Annotated in this window: 1 protein-coding gene; it reads right to left on the bottom strand. The window is 51.6% G+C overall.

The features are described from left to right. On the bottom strand, positions 1-233 hold a 233-nt coding region (locus PUR26_RS34440; RefSeq protein ID WP_329867990.1), incomplete at its 3' end, for a hypothetical protein. Between the last annotated feature and the right edge of the window lie 85 nt (positions 234-318).

Genomic DNA, 318 nt, shown 5'->3' with positions numbered 1-318 from the left:
GGGGGGGACAAAAACCAAAAAAAACAAACAAAAACAAAACCACAACACCCAACCCCCCCCACCCCACACCAAACAAACAAAAAAAAAAAACACACCCCCCACCAAACCAACCACACAGAACCACACACCACCCCACCCCCCCACACCCCAAAAAACAACCAAAAAAAAAAAAAAAAAAAACCAACCCCCCAAAAACCACCCCAACAAAAACCCCCCCCCCCCCCCCCCCCCACACCCACCCCCCACCCAACCCAACACCCCACCCACCCACACTAACAAACCAAAAAAAAAACCACCCCCACAACCACACCCACTCAG

The organism is Streptomyces sp. SP18CS02 (genome assembly GCF_036322365.1).
Lineage (GTDB): Bacteria > Actinomycetota > Actinomycetes > Streptomycetales > Streptomycetaceae > Streptomyces.
Note: the sequence above shows the minus strand (reverse complement) of the source record. Positions and strands in the feature narration are given on the sequence as shown.